Origin of the sequence: Pseudomonas sp. MM211 (assembly GCF_020386635.1) — a bacterium.
Taxonomy (GTDB): Bacteria; Pseudomonadota; Gammaproteobacteria; order Pseudomonadales; family Pseudomonadaceae; genus Aquipseudomonas.
In genome coordinates this window covers 2,155,607-2,174,402 of the sequence record NZ_CP081942.1, presented here as the reverse complement: position 1 = coordinate 2,174,402, position 18,796 = coordinate 2,155,607, and the positions used below count along the sequence as shown (strand labels likewise).

Below are 18,796 nucleotides of genomic sequence, written 5' to 3'. Positions count from 1 at the left end.
CGGTAACGACGTAACAGCGCGGTAACACATTCGATTGACTTGCCCCCTCGCCATCGGGACTATAGCCACCCATTGCCCCATGCCGGAGCAAAAAGGGCCGCTAAACAGGCCGAATCGGGGCAGCCCTGCTGCCTCTTGAATGCCAGAAAGAACCTGCTCCACGAGAGCCTGCATCCAACAGGCCCGCACAGGTTCCGAGTGAGGATACGTTCATGCCTGATGTAACCCTGACCACCCTGCGAGCGCTCAAGCAGAAGGGTGAGAAGATCACCATGCTGACCTGCTACGACGCCACTTTTGCCAGCGCCTGCTGCAAAGCCGGTGTCGAAGTGCTGCTGATTGGCGATTCGCTGGGCATGGTGCTACAGGGGCATGACAGCACCCTGCCGGTAAGCATGGCCGACACGGTCTATCACACCGCCAGCGTGAAGCGCGGCAACGAGGGTGCGCTGATCGTCGCCGACCTGCCATTCATGGCCAACGCCACGCTCGAGCTGACATTGCACAATGCCGGCCTGCTGATGCAGGCGGGTGCGCATATGATCAAGGTCGAAGGTACTGCCTGGCTGGCCGAATCCATCACTCGACTGGCCGAGCGCGGTGTACCGGTGTGCGCGCACATGGGGCTGACCCCTCAGGCAGTGAACATTCTCGGTGGCTACAAGGTGCAGGGCCGTGAACAGGCCCAGGCCCGCCAGATGGTCGCCGACGCCATCGCCCTGGAGCAGGCCGGCGCTGCCATGCTGTTGCTCGAATGCGTACCGAGCGAACTGGCTGGGGAAATCAGCCGCGCGGTGAAGGTTCCGGTGATCGGCATTGGTGCCGGCCCGCAAACCGACGGCCAGGTGCTGGTGCTGCATGACATGCTGGGCCTGTCGCTGAGCGGCCGGGTGCCCAAGTTCGTGAAGAACTTCCTGGCCGGCCAGGCCAGCATTCAGGACGCCCTCGCCGCCTATGTGAGTGAGGTCAAGGCTGTCAGCTTCCCGGCCGCCGAACACGGATTCTCCGCATGAACACCGTGAAGACCGTGCGCGAGCTGCGCGCTGCCGTTGCTCAGGCCCGTGCCGAAGGCAAGCAGATCGGCCTGGTGCCGACCATGGGTAACCTGCACGCCGGCCACGCCGCACTGGTGGAAAAGGCCGCGCAACGCAGCGACTTCGTGGTCGCCAGTATCTTCGTCAACCCGATGCAGTTCGGCCCCTCCGAGGATCTCGACAAGTACCCGCGCACCCTCCAGGCCGACCAGCAGCGCCTGGTCGACGCAGGCTGTCATCTGCTGTTCCACCCGGACGTCGAGGAGATTTACCCAGGCGGCATGGGTGAACAGACCCGCATCAGCGTGCCGGGCGTGTCCGAGGGGCTTTGCGGGGCCAGCCGCCCTGGTCACTTCGAGGGCGTCGCAACCGTGGTCACCAAACTATTCAACATGGTGCAGCCCGATCTGGCGGTGTTTGGTCAGAAGGACTTCCAGCAGTTGGCGGTGATCCGCACCATGGTGCGCGACCTCAACATGCCGATCCAGATCATCGGCGAGCCCACCGTGCGCGCCGAGAGCGGCCTGGCCCTGTCGTCGCGCAACGGTTACCTGAGCGACGAGCAGCGCGACACCGCCACCGTTCTCTACCGCTCGCTCCAGCACATCGCCCAGGCCATCCAGGCTGGCGAACGCGACCTGCCGGCCCTGATTGCTCAGGCGCAGCGCCAGCATGCCGACGCCGGTCTGCGCGCCGACTACCTGGAAGTGCGCGAAGCACAGAGCCTGCGCCAACTCAGCCCGGGCGATCGCGAGTTGGTGGTACTGGTAGCGGCCTATCTGGGTAACACCCGGCTGATCGACAACCTGAGTTTCACCCTCGATCAGGGCTACTGACGGCCACCTCCACCGGGCCTGAAAACCCGGATACACTCGAAAGCCCGGACAATCAGCCGGGCTTTTTGGTATGTAATCATCGCTGAAGCCTGCCAACCGAATGCCTCAACAAGGAAGCCCCATGGCGTATTACCAACAGCCGCTCGATGTTCTCGCCCTCCCCACTTGGCAGGCGCTGCAGCAGCATCGCCAGGCCATGCAGCACTTCAGCATGCGCGACGCCTTCGCTGGCAACCCGCAACGTTTCGAGCAGTTTTCCCTGAGCAGCTGTGGCCTGTTTCTCGACTATTCGAAGAACCTGGCCAGTGACGAGACCATCGCGCTGTTGATGGCGCTGGCGCGCGAAGCCGGCCTGGAGCAATCAATCCGCGCCATGTTCGACGGCGAGAAGCTCAATGCGTCGGAAGGCCGCCCAGCGCTGCACACCGCACTGCGCCGCCCGCTTGGCGACAAGGTGCTGGTCGACGGCGTCGACGTGATGCCCCACGTGCAGCGGGTACTGCAGCAGATGACCGAGCTGGTCGGGCGCATCCACAACGGCCTGTGGCGCGGTTACACCGAAAAGCCCATCACCGATGTGGTGAACATCGGCATCGGCGGCTCGTTCCTCGGCCCGCAGCTGGTTTCCGAGGCCCTGCTGCCCTTCGCCCAGCGCGGCGTGCGCTGCCACTACCTGGCCAATATCGACGGCAGCGAATTCCACGAGCTGTCGGCCAAGCTGCAGGCCGAAACCACCCTGTTCATCGTTTCGTCGAAGTCCTTCGGCACCCTGGAAACCCTGAAGAACGCCCAGGCCGCTCGCGGCTGGTACCTGGCTCAGGGTGGGTCGGAGGCCGAGCTCTATCGCCATTTCATCGCCGTATCGAGCAACCGTGAAGCCGCGGTGGCGTTCGGCATCCGCGAAGAGAACATCTTCCCGATGTGGGACTGGGTTGGCGGGCGTTATTCACTGTGGTCGGCCATCGGCCTGCCGATTGCCCTGTCCATCGGCATGTCCAACTTCAAGGAGCTGCTGGCCGGCGCCTACAGCATGGACATGCACTTCAAGACCGCGCCGTTCGAGCAGAACATGCCGATCCTGCTGGCGCTGCTGGGCATCTGGTACGGCAATTTCTGGGATGCCCAGAGCCAGGCGATCCTGCCGTACGACCATTACCTGCGCAACATCACCCGGCACCTGCAGCAGTTGGACATGGAGTCCAACGGCAAGAGCGTGCGCCAGGACGGCAGTCCGGTCAGCGGTTCGACCGGGCCGGTGATCTGGGGCGGCGTGGGCTGTAATGGCCAGCACGCCTATCACCAGTTGCTGCATCAGGGCACCCAGCTGATTCCCGCGGACTTCATCGTCCCGGTGGTCAGTTACAACCCGGTTGCCGACCACCACCAGTGGCTCTACGCCAACTGCCTGTCGCAGAGCCAGGCCCTGATGCTCGGCAAATCCCGCGAAGAAGCTGAGGCCGAACTGCGCAGCAAGGGCCTGAGCGAAGACGACATCCAGAGCCTGGCGCCGCACAAGGTGATCCCCGGCAACCGGCCGAGCAACACTTTGGTACTCGAACGCATCAGCCCCCGCCGTTTAGGCGCGCTGGTGGCCCTGTACGAGCACAAGGTGTTCGCCCAGAGCGCCATCTGGGGCATCAACGCCTTCGACCAGTGGGGCGTGGAACTCGGCAAGGAGCTGGGCAAGGGCGTCTACTCGCGCATGGTCGGCAGCGAGCCAAGTAGCGCCGAGGACGGTTCAACCCAGGGGCTGATCAACTACTTCCGCGGTCGCCATCGCGGTTGATGGATTGCGGGCGCTCGCTCATCGGCGAGCGCCCGCAACACTTTGCGTCACTCCCAGGCTCGTCCGAGTCGACCAATAAAACTTGGCTGCTACCCTTAGTGTCTATTGGATACCTCTAAAAACGTCGGCGAGGCAGTCAGCGCAAGGCAAAAACAGGCGAAAAGCGACCGGGGTCGCGCTCGACTTTACTGGTGTAAATGAGCATTTTGAGCCTGTTTTTAACGCCGCGATGGCAACGCAGGTAGTTTTTAGAGGTGCCCATTGCGGACATATAACAACAAGGGTATCCCGCCATGTTCACGATCAGCCGTCACCCCGTCAGCGACGAAACACGCCAACGTGCCCACATCGACGACGCCGCCTACCAGCGCCTCTACCGCCAATCGGTCGACGACTCCCAGACGTTCTGGGGCGAACAGGCCAAGGCCTTTCTCGACTGGTTCAAGCCCTGGGACGAAGTCTCCAGCGGCAGCCTGAGCAAGGGCGACATTCGCTGGTTTTCCGGCGGCCAGCTGAACATTAGCCACAATTGCATCGACCGCCACCTGGCCAAGCGTGGCGATCAGGTAGCGCTGATCTGGGAAGGCGACGACCCCAAGGACTCGGCCAGCATCACCTACCGGCAGTTGCACGAGCAGGTCTGCCGGCTGGCCAACGTGCTCAAACAACGCGGCGTGAAGAAGGGCGACCGCGTGTGCATCTACATGCCGATGATCCCGGAAGCCGCATACGCGATGCTCGCCTGCACCCGCATCGGCGCCGTGCACTCGGTGGTGTTCGGCGGCTTCTCGCCGGATGCCTTGCGTGACCGCATTCTCGATGCCGACTGCCGCACCGTGATCACCGCCGATGAGGCCGTGCGTGGTGGCAAGTTCATTCCTCTCAAAAGCAATGTCGACAAGGCCCTGAAGAGCTGCCCTAACGTATCCACCGTGCTGGTGGTCGAGCGTACTCACAACAAAGTCGAGTGGGACGAGAAACGCGATCTTTGGTACCACGAGGCCGTGCAACAGGTGGCCGCCGACTGCCCCGCCGAGCCCATGGACGCCGAAGACCCGCTGTTCATCCTCTACACCTCCGGCAGTACCGGCAAACCCAAGGGCGTGCTGCACAGCACCGCTGGCTACCTGCTGCAGGCGGCGATGACCCACAAGTACGTGTTCGACTATCACGATGGCGATATCTACTGGTGCACCGCGGATGTCGGCTGGGTGACCGGGCACAGTTACATCGTCTACGGCCCGCTGGCCAACGGCGCCACCAGCCTGATCTTCGAGGGTGTGCCCAACTACCCCGACACCTCGCGCTTCTGGCAGGTGATCGACAAACACAAGGTAAACATCTTCTACACCGCACCGACGGCGCTGCGCGCCCTGATGCGCGAAGGCGAAGAGCCGGTTAAGAAAACCTCGCGCAGCAGCCTGCGCCTGCTCGGCAGCGTTGGCGAGCCGATCAACCCGGAAGCCTGGGAGTGGTACTTCAACGTGGTCGGCGAAAAGCGCTGCCCCATCGTCGACACCTGGTGGCAGACCGAGACTGGCGCCATCATGATCACCCCACTGCCGGGTGCCACCGACCTCAAGCCCGGCTCGGCGACTCGCCCGTTCTTCGGCGTACAACCGGTGCTGCTGGACGAACAAGGCAAGGAAATCGATGGCCCCGGTGCCGGCGTACTGGCGATCAAGGCCAGTTGGCCAAGCCAGATTCGCAGCATCTACGGCGATCACCAGCGCATGCTCGAGACCTACTTCACCGCCTACCCTGGTTACTACTTCTGCGGTGACGGCGCACGCCGCGACGAGGACGGCTACTGGTGGATCACTGGGCGTATCGACGACGTGATCAATGTCTCCGGCCACCGTATCGGCACCGCCGAAGTGGAAAGCGCACTGGTGCTGCACGACGCCGTGGCCGAAGCGGCTGTGGTCGGCTACCCCCACGACGTCAAGGGCCAGGGTATCTATGCCTTCGTCACCACCATGAACGGCATCGAGCCGAGCGACGAGCTGAAGAAGGAGCTGCTCAGCCTGGTTGGCAAGGAAATCGGCAGCTTCGCCAAACCGGAGTTGATCCAGTGGGCGCCGGGCCTGCCGAAGACCCGCTCGGGCAAGATCATGCGCCGCATTCTGCGCAAGATCGCCTGCAACGAGCTGGACACTCTGGGCGACACCTCGACCCTGGCCGACCCGGCAGTGGTCGACAGCCTGGTCGCCGAGCGGCTGAATTCCTGACGGCAGCTCCCTGGGTATCGCTACGCTCGACCGCAGGCTACGCAAGGTTCGGTAGCCCGGCGTTGAGCGCAGCGATACCCGGGACGGCCTCAAGCCGGCCGCTGACTTGTGGCATGCAGCGGGGCACATTAACCTCGCGCCATGGAATTCATCCGCCGTCGTATAGAAAGCCAGGTACTCAGCCTCAGCGGCATCGCGCTGGGGCAGATCGATTTCGAGAACCCCAAGGGCGATCCCGGCTTGTTCGGCCCGGATTCGGTGTGCTGGCGCATCCATGGCGACTTCACCAGCATGCTCATAGGCGGGGTCAGTGCCTTGCTGTTGCAGGCCCTGCATCCACTGGCACTGGCTGGCGTGTGGGATCACTCGAATTTCCGCGAGGACTTACTGGGTCGCCTGCGCCGTACCGGCCAGTTCGTCTCCGGCACCACCTTCGCCAGTAGCAAAGATGCCGACTGGCTGATCGACAAGGTCAAACGCATTCACCTGCACGTGGTTGGCACCGCGCCGGACGGTCGCCCCTATGCCGCCAGTGACCCGCACCTGCTGACCTGGGTGCATGTGGCCGAGGTGTACAGCTTTCTGCAGGCGCACCTGCGCTACCTGAATCCGCACATGAGCGAAGCCGATCAGGATCGTTACTACGCAGAAATCGCCCTGGTCGCCGAGCGCCTGGGGGCCGCCGAGGTACCCCGTAATCGGCTGCAGATAGCGGCCTATCTGGAGCGCATGCGCGGCCAATTGTTGTGCGACGAGCGCTCCCACGAGATCTTGCGCATCCTGCTCGCCGCGCCAGCACCAAGCAGACTGGCCGCCCCCGTTGGCCAACTGTTCCTGCAAGCCGGCATCGACCTGCTACCCGACTGGGCGCAGATCATGCTCGACCAGCGCATGACACCGCTGCGCAGCCGCCTGACCCGCAGTGGCGTGCACGCCATCGCACCGATCATCCGCTGGGCGGTACGCAGTGGCTCATTGCACAAGTCGCGGATACGCATGGGCCTGCCGCCCTATTGAGGGTGATAAACTCCGCACCCTCCAATTTACAGAGCCGCCGCACATGCCGTCTCTCGACCAGGCAGTGCGCAGCGCGCTTGCCAATCGCCACGCCCTGATCGCCGAGCTGCATGGGCAGCAGACCGACTGCTATCGCCTGTTCCATGGCAGCCAGGAAGGTGCCGGCGGTCTGACCGTCGACCGCTACGGCCAGCAGTTGATGGTGCAGAGTTTCCACCAGACACTGGCTCGTGACGAATTGCTGGCCCTGCATGATCAGGTCAACGAAACGCTCGGGCTACACACGCTGCTGGTCTACAACGACCGTTCCCGGGGCAACTCGCGCGTCGACCGCAGCGACCCCGTCTATACCGCGAGTGATGAGGCCCTGGCCGATCAGACGGGTCAGGAGTGGGGCCTCGATTACCGCGTCCGCGGCCGCCACGCTGGGCAGGATCCACTGCTGTTTCTCGACCTGCGCAACGTCCGTGGCTGGATTCAGCATCACAGCGCCGGGAAAAGTGTGCTCAATCTGTTCGCCTACACCTGCGGCGTTGGCCTCAATGCGGCGGCCGGTGGTGCGCATGAAGTGGTCAACCTCGATTTCGCCGAGGGCAACCTCGCGGTCGGCCGCGAAAACGGTGCGCTCAATCCGCATCTGCAGCCCATGCAATTCGTCCAGTCGGACTACTTTCCGGCGATCCGCCAGTGGGCAGGGCTGCCCATCGCGGCGCGGCGCGGGCAGAAGCTGCCGAGTTATCCACGCCTCGAGCAGCGCCAGTTCGACCTGGTGTTTCTCGACCCACCGGCCTGGGCTAAGAGCGCCTTCGGCACCGTCGATCTCTTGCGTGATTACCAGAGCCTGCTGAAACCAGCGATTCTCGCTACCGCCGAGCACGGCACCCTGGTGTGCTGCAACAACCTGGCGAAAGTACCCATGGCCGACTGGCGCGAACAGGTGCTGCGTTGCGCCAGCAAACTGGGGCGCCCGGTGCGCGAGCATGAACAACTGCTGCCGGCCGCGGACTTCCCCTCCACCGATGGCAACCCGCCGCTGAAAACCCTCGTCCTGCATTTTTGAGCCCGCGCAGCGTCTCGCGGAACCCAGAGCTCATGCCATAATCCAAGGCACTCTCGCCAGGAAGATGAAGCAAGACCATGCCCAAAGGATTGCGACGCGCCGCCACCGCTGTATTGATTACCCTCGGCCTTTACAGCCTGATCGGGTTCCTCATCTTGCCCGGCATCGCACTGCGCATCGCCAACCAGCAATTGCAGCAATACGCGACCGAGCCCGCCCGTCTGGATCGCCTGCAACTCAACCCCTTCACCCTCGAGTTGGATCTTTGGGGCCTGCACTTGGGTGCGCCCGGCAAGGAACAGGTAGCCTTCGAGCACTTGGCCGTGAACCTGCAACTGGACAGCCTGTGGAGCGGCGCCCTGCATCTCGCCGACGTCAAGCTGGTCAAACCCCACACCGACGTGCGTTTCGACAAGGACGGCACCCTCAACCTGGCGCAACTGTTCAAGCTGCCGGCCAGCGAGAAGCAGCCGGAAGAAGCCAGCGAGCCGTTCCCCCTGCGCATCGACCGCATCGAACTGCTGGGTGGCAATCTGCACTTCCAGGATCTGCGCCCGCAGGAGCCGATCGACATCCACTACGACGATCTCAACCTCGAGTTGCAAAACCTCAGCACCCTGCCCGACGACAACGCCGAGATGACCCTGGTAGCCACCGGCCCGGCTGGCGGTCGTATCGACTGGAGTGGCGAGCTGAGCCTGAGCCCGATCAGCTCCAGCGGCACCCTGAAGATCACTGACGAGCCCATGAAAGCGTTCTGGCCCTACGTGCGGGACGCCGTACCACTGGTGCTAGAGAAAGGCGTCGTGAGCCTGTCCACCGACTACCGGCTGAACCTGCGCGACGGCACCGAGCTGCTGCTCAGTAACGCACGCATCAAGGTGGCGCCATTCGCCATGCAGGCACCGGACGGCAAGCCGCTGGTGAAGCTGGATTCCCTCGAGGTCAGCGAAACGTCTCTGGATCTGGCCAAACAGCAGGTGGTGATCGGCAAGGTACGCGGGCAGAAACTGGAAGCCTGGGCGGCCCGCGAGGCCGATGGCGAACTCGACTGGCAGAAGCTCCTGGCCGGCAAACCGCAGCAAGCCGCGAAGCAGGCGCCAGCGGCAGATGCGCCAGAGCCCGAAGCGACCGCCCCTGCCGGCGACGCTACACAACCGGCTGCGAAAGAGCCTGGCAAACCCTGGCAGGTGCAGGTCAAGGACGTGCAACTGCGCGACTATCACGCCCATTTGATCGACCGTGTACCGAGCGAAGCAGTCGCCGTAGAGCTTGGCCCGCTCGATCTGGACATGCAGAACTTCGACAGCCTCGGCACCTCGCCCTTCGCGCTCAAGCTGGATACCGGCGTCGGCAAACAGGGCAAGCTGCAGGCCGAGGGCCAGGTACAACTGAGCCCGACCACCGCCAACCTGAAGGTGGCCACCCGCAATATCGACCTGCGTGTAGCACAGGCCTACCTCAGCCCCTTCGTGCACCTGGAGTTGCGCAGCGGCCTGCTGAGCAGCGATCTTGGCGTTGAACTCACGGCAACCGAGCCACTGGCACTGCGTGTTCAAGGCAAGGCCCAGATCACTCAGTTGCACACCCTCGACACCCTCAAGGATCGCGACCTGCTGCGCTGGAAGCAGTTGGATCTGGGCGGCATAGACTATCGACACGGCGACCGCCTGGACATCGAACGAGTCGACCTGGAACAGCCCTACGTACGCTTCATCATCAACGAAGACCTGACCACCAACGTCAACGAGTTGATCATCAAGCAACCTGCCGGCAATGCCGCCCAGGCGCAGTCCTCGGCCACCGCCGACAAGCCGATGGCGATTCGCATCGGCGAGGTCAGCCTGAAGGATGGCTCGGCCAACTTCGCCGACTTCAGCCTCAGGCCCAACTTCGCCACCGCCGTGCAGCAGCTCAATGGCCGCATCGGCACTCTCGACAGCACCAGCAGCAAACCGGCGCCTGTGGATATCAGCGGCAAGGTCGACCGCTACGCACCGGTCAGCATCAAGGGCAGCCTGACGCCTTTCGACCCCATGCAGAGCCTGGATATCGCCACCCAGTTCAAGCAGGTCGAGCTGACCACACTGACGCCCTACTCTGGCAAGTTCGCCGGCTACCGTATCCGCAAGGGCCGCCTCAACCTGGACCTGCACTACCGCATCAACGACGGCAAGCTGAACGCCCAGAACAAGGTACTGGTCGAGCAGCTGCAACTCGGTGAGAAGGTCGACAGCCCGGATGCGGTGGATCTGCCAATCCGCCTGGCCGTAGCCCTGCTCAAGGATACTCAGGGGCGCATTTCTATCGAGCTGCCGCTGGAGGGTGACCTCAACAACCCGCAATTCAGTGTCATGCCGATCGTCTGGCAGACCCTGCGCAATCTGGTGCTGCGAGCCGCCCAGGCGCCGTTCAAGTTCATCGGCGGGCTGGTCAGTGGCGGCGCCGAGATGGACTTGAGCACCGTAGTCTTCGCAGCAGGCAGCGACGAACTGGACGGCCAGGCGAAGAAGTCTCTCGACGTACTCTCCAGCGCCCTGCAGGAGCGTCCTACCCTGCGCCTGGAAATCGAAGGCGCCAGCGCACAGAGCAGCGACGGCCCACTGCTGGCCGCGCAGCGCCTCGAGCGCGAGTATCAGGATTATCTGTATCGCATCATGCAGCGCCGCGGTGATCAGGTACCGGCCAGTGCAGATCTGCTGGTTGTGCCCGAAGACGAAAAGGCGCCGCTGCTGGAGGGCATCTACCGTGCGCGCCTGAAACAGCAGCCGCCTGCCGAGTGGGCCGACCTGGACAGTGACGAACGCACGCAGCGCCTGCGCGATGCCGTGGTCGAATCCTGGACAGACAGCCGTGGCCTGCTGCGCCAGCTGGCCCAGGATCGCGCCGCGGCGATCAAGGCCTATCTGGTAGATAGCGGCAAACTGGCGGCCGAGCGCGTCTATCTACTCGACGTCAGCTTCGGCGAGGCCACCAGCGACGGCCGTGTGGCCACCCCCTTCACCTGGGCAGCGAGTGACGACATGAAACGACTGGGTCTGATGCTGGCGCTTTGCGCCGCCCCACTGCTGAGCCAGGCCGATACCCTGCGCTGCGGCAGCAAGCTGGTGAACCTCGGCGATCGCACCTTCGAGGTGATGCAGAAATGTGGCGAGCCGGCATTCCGCGACCCTGTCGGCTATACCCTAGGCGGCTACGACAGGCGCGAAACGAACATCGAGGAATGGGCTTACGAGCCCAGCAACGGCATGTTTACCATCCTAACCTTCGAGGGCAATCGGCTGACGCGCATCGAGCGCAAACGCCAGCAATGACGACCATGAAGACACTCATATCTTGCACCCTGCTCATGCTCCTGGCCGGCACCGTCAACGCAGCGACCTGGCGCTGTGGCAGCGCCCTGGCGAGCAGCGGCGACAGCACCGCCGAAGTCCTGTCCAAATGTGGCGAACCAAACAACCGCGCGTTCATTGGCTACAAGGAACAGACCGACAGCTACGGCTTCACCCATGAAGTGCAGATAGAAGAATGGAATTACGGCCCGCGCAACGGCATGAACTACTTTCTGCGTTTCGAGGGCAATCGTCTGAACAGGATCGACAGTAAACGCGGCGATTAGCCATCAGACGATCAGAGCGGGCGACGACAGGACGCCGTCACCCGCTGGCGATCAACCGCGCGCGGCGGTGATTGCCTGGATGTAAGCCTCGGACTGACGCTGATCCTTGATCAGGGCGACGAAGTCATTACCGTCGGCATCCTTGGCATCGAGGTCATAACCGGCTTCGACGAAGAAACCCACGAAACGCTCGAAGTCGTGGTCACGCAGACCGCGGTAGGCCTTGACCAGTTTGTGCAGCGAGGGCGGCGTGGCGTCAGCCGGTTCCACGGCGAGAAACAGCTTGATCTGCTCATCGCTCACTTCGTCGCCAATCACCTGCTTCTTGTCTTTACGCATCGCTCACTCCAGCAAACCAGACCACACGGGGCGGGCAGTGTAACCCCGGCGCCGCAACCGCTCAACGCAGGGCGCAGGACTCAGACGCAGCCGACCTTTCTAACACCAGCACGACTTGAGCGGTACGCGACCTAAGTCAACCACCACGCCCTCTACCCGCTCCTATACTGGCGGCAATCTCCCAGGAAGTGCCACGATGCCCACCCTGTTCGCCGCTTGTCGCCAGAGCCTGCGCGGTTACTCCTGGGCCAGCCTGCGTGGCGACCTGAGCGCTGGCCTCACGGTGGGTATCATCGCCATCCCGCTGGCCATGGCCCTGGCGATCGCCGTCGGCGTGGCGCCGCAGCATGGCCTCTACACCGTGCTGGTCGCAGCGCCGCTGATCGCCCTGTGTGGTGGTTCGCGTTTCAACATTTCCGGCCCCACCGCAGCCTTCGTGGTGATTCTGCTGCCGATCACTCAGCAGTTCGGCATCGGCGGCCTGCTGCTGTGCACCATGCTGGCCGGGCTGATCCTGATCGCCCTGGGCCTGATCAAGGCCGGTCGCCTGATCGAGTTCGTGCCCTACCCGGTCACGCTTGGCTTCACCGCGGGTATCGGCATCGTCATCGCCACCCTGCAGATCAAGGACTTGCTCGGCCTACAACTGGCCGGACAACCGAGCCATTACGTGGAGCAATTGCAGTTGCTGTTCCAGGCCCTGCCCGGCATCCATCTGGGCGACAGCCTGGTAGCGCTGGCCTGCTTTGCTGTGTTGCTGCTGTGGCCGCGGCTGGTGCCGCGCATCCCCGGGCATCTGGTGGCACTGACGGTCGGTGCGCTGCTCGGCCTGCTGCTGGAGCGAGGCGGCCTACCGGTAGCGACGCTGGGTGAGCGCTTCAGCTACGTCGTCGACGGCGTCAGCTACCCGGGCATTCCGCCCTTTCTGCCGACCTTTGCCTGGCCCTGGCATCTACCTGGCGCCGATGGCCAGCCGCTGATTCTGTCCTTCGAGCTGATCCGCCAGTTGCTGGCCCCGGCGTTCGCCATCGCCATGCTTGGCGCCATCGAATCGCTGCTCTGCGCCGTGGTCGCCGATGGCATGACCGACAGTAAACACGACCCCAATGCCGAATTGCTCGGCCAGGGCATCGGCAACCTGGTCGCGCCGCTGTTCGGCGGTATCACCGCAACCGCTGCCATCGCCCGCAGCGCCGCCAACGTGAGAGCCGGTGCCCGCTCGCCCCTGGCAGCCATCATCCACGCTGCCGTGGTGCTGGCGGCGATCCTGTTTCTCGCCCCACTGTTCAGTTACCTGCCGATGGCCGCGCTGGCCGCCCTGCTGCTGATGGTCGCGTGGAACATGAGCGAAGCCCACCATGTGGCGCATACCCTGCGCATCGCGCCACGCAGCGACGTGCTGGTATTGCTGACCTGCCTTCTGCTCACGGTGCTGTTCGACATGGTGCTGGCGGTTGGCGTCGGCCTGTTGCTGGCTGCCGGGCTGTTCATCAAGCGCATGAGCGAACTGACCGACACGCGCAGCCTGCCACGGCACAGCCACCAGGCCCTGAACGACCTGCCGGAGCATGTGCAGGCCCTGGCCATTCGTGGCCCGTTGTTCTTCGGTGCAGCGGAGCGCACGCTGGGCGCCCTGCGCCGCCTCGATCCGCATATCCGGGTGGTGATTCTCGACGTCAGCGGCGTGCCGATGCTCGATATGACCGCCCTCGCGGCACTGCACAGCATCGTGCTGGAGTACCGCAAGCACGGCATTTCCCTGATCGTCAGCGGCGCCTCGCCGTCGCTGCGCCTGAAGCTGCGCCGTGCCGGCCTGCAGAATGCCCATGGCCGCCTGAGCTATGCCCGGGATCTACCCCGCGCTCGGGCGATCTGCGAGAGCTGGCGATCAGAGTCCGACGAATCGACGAACCTTTAGAGCCCTTTCACCGCATAAATCCCCGGCGCATTGCGCCAGTAGCCCTTGTAGTCCATGCCGTAACCGAAGATATAGCGGTCGACGCACGGCAGGCCCACGTAGTCGGCTTTGAGGTCCGGGCGCGCCTTGCGGTCGTGATCCTTGTCGATCAGCACGGCGGTGTGCACCTTGGCAGCGCCGGCGTGGTGGCAGAAGTCGATGATCGCGCCCAGGGTGTGCCCTTCGTCGAGGATGTCGTCGATGATCAGCACGTCGCGGTCGATGAACGAGACTTCCGGCTTGGCCTTCCAGAACAGCTCGCCGCCACTGGTCTGGTTGCGGTAGCGGCTGGCATGCAGATAAGAGGCCTCCAAGGGGAAGTCGAGCTTGGTCAGCAGCTTGCCGGAAAAGATCAGCCCGCCATTCATCACGCAGAACACCACCGGGTTGCGCTCGGCCAGTTCGGCGTTGATGGCCACGGCGACGCGGGCGATGGCGGCTTCCACTTCGGCCTCGCTGTACAGACAGTCGGCTTCGGTCATTACCTGGCGGATGTGGGCGAGATCGGCGGGCATGTCATGTCCTCATTGGCGGCGACTGTGAGCAGAAGCGTGGCTCTGCGGGCGTCGGTTCGCACGGTATGAATGGCTCCGGCGTACAAACTGATCACCGGGTCAGAAAAAGGCGGCACGTTACCCATCAGCTGAGAGGGGCGCAAGCGTCCACGGATGCGCTCGACAAGTGGCATGGCCGTTGCGAGCGGTTTTTAAAAAGTTCCACATTCGCAGCGCCCACAGCGCAACGCAATGCTTTAATCTAGCGTGTTTTTTGCCCATTTTTGCCGGAGACCCCGCAATGCCAGTCCTCGAGATCCGCCATCCGCTGATTCGCCACAAGATCGGCCTCATGCGCCGCGCGGATATCAGTACCAAGAACTTCCGCGAACTGGCCCAGGAAGTGGGCGCCCTGCTCACTTACGAGGCGACCAAGGATCTGCCGCTGGAAAACTACGAAATCGCCGGCTGGGCAGGCCCCGTGCAGGTCGAGAAGATCTCCGGCAAGAAGATCACCGTGGTGCCGATCCTGCGTGCTGGCATCGGCATGCTCGACGGCGTGCTCAGCCTGATTCCGGGTGCCAAGGTCAGCGCCGTCGGCGTGGCCCGCAACGAAGAAACCCTGAAGGCGCACACCTACCTGGAGAAGCTGGTACCGGAAATCAACGAGCGTCTGGCGATGATCATCGACCCGATGCTGGCCACCGGTGCGTCGATGGTCGCCACCATCGACCTGCTGAAGAAGGCCGGCTGCAAGGAAATCCGCGCCATGGTGCTGGTCGCCGCGCCCGAGGGCATCAAGGCGGTCAACGAAGCCCATCCGGACGTGAAGATCTACACCGCGTCCATCGACCAGCGTCTCAACGAACACGGCTACATCATCCCCGGGCTGGGTGATGCCGGCGACAAGATCTTCGGCACCAAGCAGAAGGACGCCTGATCGATGCGCGACGAATTCAACGATCCGTTGTGGCGTCAGGTGCTGTCCGGCGCGCAGATGCTCTTCGTGGCCTTCGGCGCCCTGGTGCTGATGCCGCTGATCACTGGCCTCGATCCCAACGTGGCACTGTTCACCGCGGGCCTGGGCACCCTGCTGTTCCAGATCGTCACGGGCCGTCAGGTACCGGTGTTCCTGGCCTCGAGCTTCGCGTTCATCACCCCGATCATTCTCGCCAAGGGCCAGTTCGGCCTGGCGGAAACCATGGGCGGCGTGGTCGCGGCCGGCTTCGTCTACACCTTTCTCGGCCTGGCCGTGAAGATCAAGGGCACCGGTTTCATCGACCGTTTGCTACCGCCCGTGGTGATCGGCCCGGTGATCATTTCCATCGGCCTGGCCATGGCACCGATCGCCGCCAATATGGCGATGGGTAAAAGTGGCGACGGCAGCGTACTGGTTCCCTACGCCACGGCGATGTGGATCTCCATGCTGACGCTGCTGACCACGGTGATCGTCGCCGTGTTCGGTCGCGGCATCTTCCGCCTGGTGCCGATCATCTCCGGCATCCTGGTGGGCTTCGCCCTGTCGATCTACTTCGGCGTTCTCGACCTTAGTCATGTTGCCGACGCGCCCTGGCTGGCAGTGCCGGCCTTCACCGCACCGGCCTTCAACTGGCAGGCGATCCTATTCATCGTACCGGTGGCGCTGGCTCCGGCCATCGAGCACATCGGCGGCGTCATCGCGGTGGGCAGCGTTACTGGCAAGAACTACCTGAAGAAGCCGGGCCTGCACCGCACCCTGTTCGGTGACGGCCTGGCCACCTCGGCAGCCGGTCTGTTCGGTGGCCCACCGAATACCACCTACGCGGAAGTCACCGGCGCGGTGATGCTGACCAAGGCCTACAACCCGAAGATCATGACCTGGGCGGCGATCTTCGCCATCACCCTGGCCTTCATCGGCAAGTTCGGCGCCATCCTGCAGAGTATTCCGGTACCGGTGATGGGCGGCATTCTATGCCTGCTGTTCGGCTCGATCGCTGCGGTGGGCATGAACACCCTGATCCGCCACAGCGTCGACCTCAGCGAGGCACGCAACTTGGTGATCGTCTCGGTGACCCTGGTGTTCGGTATCGGTGGCGTGCTGATCGGCACCGGCGACGGCCCGGACGACTTCGGCCTCAAGGGCATCGCCCTGTGTGCCATCGTCGCCATCGCGCTGAATCTGATCCTGCCGGGCAATGACGGTTGGAAGAAAAAGAAAGCGGACGACGCGCCAGATATCTGAGAAAGAAAATGCCCGGCTCTAACCGGGCATTTTTTACACGCTTTGCGGCGCTCGCTCGCAAAGCCGATTGAGCGCTGCAGCCCAGTCCGGGTGGTCGTTCAGGCAAGGCACCAGTTCCAGGCTCTCCCCCCTGCCTCCACGAACTGTTCGCGGCCGCGATCACCGATCTCCTCCAGGGTCTCGATACAGTCGGCAACGAAGGCCGGGCACATCACCAGCAGCTTCTTCACGCCCTGAGCAGCCAGCTCATCGAGGCGCGCTTCGGTGTAGGGCTCGATCCACTTGTCCTTGCCCAGCCGCGACTGGAACGACACCGACCACTGTTCGGGCCGCAGGCCCATACGCGCAGCGAAGGCCTCCGCGGTGCGCTGGCACTGGCTGCGGTAACAACGCGCCAGCACCTCGTCGCTGACGCCCACGCTGTCAGGGCGACGCAGGTCGTGCTGCGGATCGATGTGCTTCACCAGCTTGCGGATATGTCGTTCCGGCAAGCCGTGGAAGCTAAGCAGCAGATGATCGAAATCCTGCTGCAGATAAGGCCGTGCACTCTCGGCCAGGGCATCGAGGTAGTCGGGGTCGTCGAAGAACGGCTGCAGGATGGCGAAACGGATCGGCAGTTTGCGCTCACGCACCACCCTTTTGGCTTCTTCGATCACGGTCGTGGTGGTGCTGTCGGCGAACTGCGGATACAGCGGCGCCAGAGTGACCTGGGTGATGCCCTGGCTGGCCAGGCGAGTCAGCACGGTTTCCAACGAAGGCTCGCCATAGCGCATGGCCAGTTCGACCGGCCCCTGGATCCACTGGGTTTTCATCGCCTCCTGCAGGCGCTTACTAAGAACGATCAGCGGCGAACCATCCGGCCACCAGATCGACGCGTAGGCATGGGCCGACTGCGCCGGGCGGCGGATCAGAATCAGCGACACCAGCAACCGCCGTAGCGGCCACGGCAGATCAACCACATAGGGATCCATCAGAAACTGGTTGAGGTAACTGCGCACATCGGCCACCTCGGTGGAAGCCGGTGAGCCCAGGTTAACGAGCAGTAAAGCGTGGTCGGTCATGCAATGTCATCCCGTCAATGAAGGCTCAGCAAATCCACTAGAGCCACGTCCAGATGAGTGAAACGAAATTCGAAGCCGGCTTCCTGCGTCCTCACTGGCAGCGCGTGTTGGCCGCCGAGCAGGAGCAGCGACATTTCTCCGAGGCCGGCGCGCAGTGCGAAGGCTGGCAACGGCATGATGGCAGGGCGATGCACGGCGTGGCCGAGCTCACTGGCGAACTCAGCGTTGCGTACCGGGTGTGGCGAGCACGCATTATAGGGACCGCGCGCCTGCTCCTGCTGCAAGAGAAAATCAATCAAGGCGATTTGGTCGGCGATATGTATCCACGGCATCCACTGGCGTCCACCGCCGATGCGGCCACCCAGCCCAAAGCGGAATGGCGTGACCATACGTTTGAGAATGCCGCCCTGCTTCGCCAGCACCAGGCCGGTGCGCAGCAGGATCACGCGAATCCCCATAGCTTCAGCCTGCTGTGCGGTGTCCTCCCAGGCCACGCACAGTTGCGCGGCGAAATCAGCGCCCGAGGGGGCCTGCTCGTCGACGATGTGCTCGCCGCTGTCGCCGTACCAACCGACTGCCGAGCCGGACAACAGCACGGCTGGCTTCTGCTCACGGGCCTGCAGCCAGGCCAGCAGGCGCTCGGTCAGCTGGATGCGGCTTTCCCACAGCAGTTGCTTGCGCGCCTTGCTCCAGGGGCGGTCGGCGATCGGTGCGCCAGCCAGATTGACCACGGCATCCAGTGGTTCATCGCCGATATCCTCCAGGCGTCCAACACCACGTACCCGGGTACCGCAAAGCATTGCCACCTGCTCCGGGCGACGACTCCATACCGTCAGCCGATGCCCCTGTTCGATCCACTGGTGACAAAGTGCGCGGCCAATCAGGCCAGTACCGCCGGTGATAAGGATATGCATGGCAGGTTCCTCACTGTTTGTGCTCCGGAATTCGACGCTGCTGGCAGAGGGCGATGAGCTGGAACAATCGCACGTCAGAACAGACCGTCGACAGAAACGGGGAAACTATTGCCGCCCGCGCCTATTCTGAAGAATAGATGCCCTGGCTGCAGATACTGGCCGACCGGACATAAGCTTATACATCAATTGTACATTGTATGAGCCATGTCCAAGGCGTAGCCTTGGGG

The 18,796-nt window shown here is 63.3% G+C and carries 14 protein-coding genes and 1 pseudogene; 11 read left to right on the top strand and 4 right to left on the bottom strand.

Annotated elements, in window-relative coordinates:
- Positions 1 to 212: 212 nt before the first annotated feature.
- The 8 genes from panB to K5Q02_RS09880 all read left to right on the top strand — a co-directional run bounded on the left by panB (position 213) and on the right by K5Q02_RS09880 (position 11,583).
- On the top strand, positions 213 to 1,013 hold the full coding sequence (panB, locus tag K5Q02_RS09915) for a 3-methyl-2-oxobutanoate hydroxymethyltransferase (RefSeq protein WP_225838728.1): 801 nt from the start codon (positions 213 to 215) through the stop codon (positions 1,011 to 1,013).
- Entirely contained in the window at positions 1,010 to 1,870 is an 861-nt protein-coding gene (gene panC, locus K5Q02_RS09910; protein ID WP_225838726.1) for a pantoate--beta-alanine ligase, read from the top strand. Before panB ends, panC begins: the two co-directional genes overlap by 4 nt.
- A 121-nt stretch (positions 1,871 to 1,991) precedes the next feature.
- The gene (pgi, locus tag K5Q02_RS09905; protein WP_225838724.1) at positions 1,992 to 3,656 is read left to right on the top strand and encodes a glucose-6-phosphate isomerase; all 1,665 of its coding nucleotides are present in this window, start codon (positions 1,992 to 1,994) and stop codon (positions 3,654 to 3,656) included.
- Between the two features lie 293 nt (positions 3,657 to 3,949).
- Positions 3,950 to 5,887 carry an acetate--CoA ligase gene (gene acs, locus K5Q02_RS09900; protein ID WP_225838722.1) on the top strand — a complete coding sequence of 646 codons (1,938 nt, stop codon included), beginning with the start codon at positions 3,950 to 3,952 and terminating at the stop codon, positions 5,885 to 5,887.
- A gap of 141 nt (positions 5,888 to 6,028) precedes the next feature.
- Complete coding sequence (locus tag K5Q02_RS09895) at positions 6,029 to 6,904, top strand: oxygenase MpaB family protein (RefSeq protein ID WP_225838720.1); 876 nt, start codon at positions 6,029 to 6,031, stop codon at positions 6,902 to 6,904.
- A gap of 43 nt (positions 6,905 to 6,947) precedes the next feature.
- Positions 6,948 to 7,964: a class I SAM-dependent rRNA methyltransferase gene (locus tag K5Q02_RS09890; RefSeq protein ID WP_225838712.1), complete on the top strand. Its 1,017-nt coding sequence runs from the start codon at positions 6,948 to 6,950 to the stop codon at positions 7,962 to 7,964.
- A 77-nt stretch (positions 7,965 to 8,041) separates the two neighbouring features.
- Positions 8,042 to 11,278, top strand: coding sequence for a DUF748 domain-containing protein (locus K5Q02_RS09885; RefSeq protein ID WP_225838710.1), 3,237 nt, complete (start codon positions 8,042 to 8,044; stop codon positions 11,276 to 11,278).
- A complete protein-coding gene (locus tag K5Q02_RS09880; RefSeq protein ID WP_225838708.1) occupies positions 11,275 to 11,583 on the top strand; it encodes a DUF2845 domain-containing protein in 309 nt (102 codons plus the stop codon). Before K5Q02_RS09885 ends, K5Q02_RS09880 begins: the two co-directional genes overlap by 4 nt.
- 51 nt (positions 11,584 to 11,634) lie before the next feature.
- Here K5Q02_RS09880 and K5Q02_RS09875 read toward each other — a convergent pair whose 3' ends face one another.
- A complete protein-coding gene (locus K5Q02_RS09875) occupies positions 11,635 to 11,922 on the bottom strand; it encodes a PA4642 family protein (protein ID WP_225838706.1) in 288 nt (95 codons plus the stop codon).
- A gap of 196 nt (positions 11,923 to 12,118) precedes the next feature.
- Between K5Q02_RS09875 and dauA the strand changes: the two genes are divergently transcribed.
- Complete coding sequence (gene dauA / locus K5Q02_RS09870; protein WP_225838704.1) at positions 12,119 to 13,840, top strand: C4-dicarboxylic acid transporter DauA; 1,722 nt, start codon at positions 12,119 to 12,121, stop codon at positions 13,838 to 13,840.
- On the opposite strand, the gene K5Q02_RS09865 is transcribed toward dauA, so the two are convergent.
- Positions 13,837 to 14,394: a hypoxanthine-guanine phosphoribosyltransferase gene (locus tag K5Q02_RS09865; RefSeq protein ID WP_225838703.1), complete on the bottom strand. Its 558-nt coding sequence runs from the start codon at positions 14,392 to 14,394 to the stop codon at positions 13,837 to 13,839. The genes dauA and K5Q02_RS09865 overlap by 4 nt on opposite strands.
- 280 nt (positions 14,395 to 14,674) lie before the next feature.
- Between K5Q02_RS09865 and upp the strand changes: the two genes are divergently transcribed.
- Both upp and K5Q02_RS09855 read left to right on the top strand, forming a co-directional pair.
- Complete coding sequence (upp, locus tag K5Q02_RS09860) at positions 14,675 to 15,313, top strand: uracil phosphoribosyltransferase (protein ID WP_225838701.1); 639 nt, start codon at positions 14,675 to 14,677, stop codon at positions 15,311 to 15,313.
- A gap of 3 nt (positions 15,314 to 15,316) precedes the next feature.
- Entirely contained in the window at positions 15,317 to 16,594 is a 1,278-nt protein-coding gene (locus K5Q02_RS09855; protein ID WP_225838700.1) for a uracil-xanthine permease family protein, read from the top strand.
- Positions 16,595 to 16,627: 33 nt separating this feature from the next.
- Here the strand turns inward: K5Q02_RS09855 and hemH are convergent.
- Both hemH and K5Q02_RS09845 read right to left on the bottom strand, forming a co-directional pair.
- Positions 16,628 to 17,655: pseudogene (hemH, locus tag K5Q02_RS09850) on the bottom strand (ferrochelatase).
- Between the two features lie 14 nt (positions 17,656 to 17,669).
- Positions 17,670 to 18,569, bottom strand: a complete 900-nt coding sequence (locus tag K5Q02_RS09845; RefSeq protein ID WP_225838698.1) for a TIGR01777 family oxidoreductase — start codon at positions 18,567 to 18,569, stop codon at positions 17,670 to 17,672.
- Between the last annotated feature and the right edge of the window lie 227 nt (positions 18,570 to 18,796).